The sequence below is a fragment of the Oligoflexus sp. genome (assembly GCF_035638955.1).
In the GTDB taxonomy this organism is placed as follows: Bacteria; Bdellovibrionota_B; Oligoflexia; order Oligoflexales; family Oligoflexaceae; genus Oligoflexus.
In genome coordinates this window covers 1-2,177 of the sequence record NZ_DASQYZ010000130.1, presented here as the reverse complement: position 1 = coordinate 2,177, position 2,177 = coordinate 1, and the positions used below count along the sequence as shown (strand labels likewise).

Annotated in this window: 1 protein-coding gene and 1 pseudogene; one reads left to right on the top strand and one right to left on the bottom strand. The window is 49.9% G+C overall.

All coding sequences use genetic code 11. The features are described from left to right. Window positions 1-389 (bottom strand): annotated as a pseudogene (locus tag VE954_RS12820) (hypothetical protein); the annotation flags it as partial. A 641-nt stretch (window positions 390-1,030) separates the two neighbouring features. Between VE954_RS12820 and VE954_RS12815 the strand changes: the two are divergent. After that, on the top strand, window positions 1,031-2,065 hold the full coding sequence (locus VE954_RS12815) for an ISAs1 family transposase (RefSeq protein WP_324953298.1): 1,035 nt from the start codon (window positions 1,031-1,033) through the stop codon (window positions 2,063-2,065). Window positions 2,066-2,177: the final 112 nt, after the last annotated feature.

The following is a 2,177-nucleotide window of genomic DNA, read 5'->3' as shown; positions in this document are numbered from 1 at the left end:
ATGCGTAGTTTGCCGAAGTGGCCCCAATCGACCTGGGCCTGCTCACCGGCAATGACATGTTTTTTAACGTAAAATCGCTCCTGATACGAGGGCCGCATCGTACCGAGCCGCCGCTGAAGTTGTCGCAACGATCCCGTGTAGCCTTGCTCTTTAAGCATGACGTAAATCCTTGAGCCATGAAGCCTCGGATAGATTTCCACAGTCTCCCTGATCTTTTGATCGAAACGATCCAGCTCCGAAGGCGGCGTCTTACGTCGCTTTCGATCGAGTTCCAGCGCCCTTGAAACGGTATCGCGATGCAGGCCCAAAGCCTCCCCAATCGCATTCATTGAGAAATAACTGACGTAGAATAAGCGCCTGATCTGACTTTTTACCTCTGCTGAAATCATGAACTGCCCTCATATTTTTGCCCCCCGGAAGCTGCCGAAAGCCATAGAGGGCCTGTGCCGCAGTAATGGCAAAGCGATACCCGTGCTGAATCCGAAGGAGGTCCGGGAAAACTTGAGAGTCGCTCACTGGCGCCATTTTTGGGTGATCGGATAACGGCGTCAGGCAATGGCTTTATATTTATGGGGTTGGCTTTGGAAGACTGTCCCGTCGCTTTTTCTGCTGGCATGATCCGGGCTTTGAGACGGCGATAGCGCGCTTGGCGTTTCGTTTTTAACAGACGGGCGTTGAAGGTCCGCGAATATTTGCGATTGGAGCGGCGCTTACATGCAAGGCGGGCAGTCTTGGAACAACCCTCTGAGCAGTATTTAAAGTGCCGGGAGCAAGGGAGGCAGGCTACGAATTTTCTTCGACAAATGAGACATCTTTTCCAGCTTCCGACCAACACTGGGCAGACTCTGCGGCTGTAGCTCTGCGCTCTGCCAGCCGACAATCGACTCTGGAGCCAAGCACTCCAAAGGCTGGGGGTTCGCCGACCAAAGCAAAATAACCCCGGCCTTTCAATTCCCAACCTATCGAACATCCCCTTAAAAAGTTGACTCGCTGCCAATCACGACAAAAGTCCCTTGGTTGCCGTTTTTTGATGTCCGTTAACACTGATGTCAGAAGCTCACGCGGAAAAAGATATTCCCTCTCCTTTCTTCTTAACAGGGCAGCCTGTGCCATGATGTGTGGAGCCCAGGGCTTTGTTCAAATCGCCGAATGGATATGTGCCCAGCCCAGGTCCAAACTCCGCCTGCTCGGCAATTACAGAGATAGTTTTCCTGACGAATCCACAGTCCGCAAAGCCCTTGGGAAAGTTGAGATGAGAGCTTTTCACAGTCAGCTTTATGATTGGCTTTCCGGCAGCAGCAACTCCAAAGCCATTGCGGTTGACGGTAAGACCCTCAAGGCATCGAGGGATAAAAATGGCAGGCAGATTCATGTTCTTTCCGCCATCACACACGGCGATGCTCAGCCGCTGGGTGATAGGCAGGTTGATCATAAGATCAGCGAGATTGATGAAATAAGACCCCTCCTCGATTCGATTGATATTCGCGGCAAAATAGTGACCGTGGATGCTCTTCACAGCACAAAGGATTTTGCAGCCTGGCTCAAGGGCAAAGAGGCCGATTATGTTTTTCCGATGAAAGGAAACAGGAAAAAGCTCATCGATCGTCTGGACATGCTCAATATCAAGGAAAATTCATATTCAAAAGCGAGCACGCAGGACCGTGGACATGGAAGAGAGGATAAAAGAACTCTATACCTGATGAAGGAACTTCCATTCTGGCTTAATTTTCCTACGGCAGAGCAGGCCTTTATCATTGAGCGGGAAAGCATTATCAAAAAAAGCGGCAAAGTCAGGCATGATCATGTATACGGCCTGACGAGCCTTAAGGATGCCGATGCAAGGATGCTGCTTCAGTTGAATCGAGGCCACTGGACCATTGAAAACAAAATGTTTTATGTAAGAGACGTGACATTTAACGAGGATCGCAGCGGGGTCAGGTCCGGCTCTCTTCCACATCTTATGATCACTCTGCGTAACGTGATCATGGGCATCTTCAGGAAAAAAGGCCGGTTTCAGATCGCAAACACCATCCGCTGGGACCGTCGGCTAATTGGTGTCTCCTAATCTGAAACCGTGGTAAAACGGTCAGAGAAAGAAACACCAAATGAGAGCTCAAGTGTCTGTAATTAAGGTAGAAATCAAACTTCATGAAATTCCCAAAGCCATCGAGGCTTTC

What these genes read in the sequence shown, in the direction of transcription:
- VE954_RS12815 (WP_324953298.1), top strand. Translation starts at nt 1,031, where the DNA reads ATGTCCGTTAACACTGATGTCAGAAGCTCACGCGGAAAAAGATATTCC.